Origin of the sequence: Pseudoalteromonas sp. SIMBA_162 (genome assembly GCF_046535955.1) — a bacterium.
In the GTDB taxonomy this organism is placed as follows: Bacteria; Pseudomonadota; Gammaproteobacteria; order Enterobacterales; family Alteromonadaceae; genus Pseudoalteromonas; species Pseudoalteromonas marina.
On the sequence record NZ_JAWJBQ010001017.1, the window covers coordinates 1 to 243 of the forward strand.

The 243-nt window shown below is 53.5% G+C and carries 1 pseudogene; it reads left to right on the forward strand.

The features are described 5' to 3' along the window. Window positions 1–243, forward strand: a pseudogene (locus R0J88_RS22795) (hypothetical protein); the annotation flags it as partial.

Genomic DNA, 243 nt, shown 5'->3' on the forward strand with positions numbered 1-243 from the left:
CGGGCTACCGACTGGCCATTCTTGATGCGGAATATAACGAGCTGCCGCCCGGTGAGCCTGGTGTTTTAGCGGTGGATATCAAGAATTCACCCGCCCACTTTTTCCAAGGCTATACCTGGCAGGAGAAAGACCCCTTCGTTAACGGTTACTACCTGACCGGCGATGTGGTGATTCGCAATGAAGATGGTTCGTTCCAGTTTGCAGGCCGCGACGATGACATCATCACTACTGCAGGTTATCGGG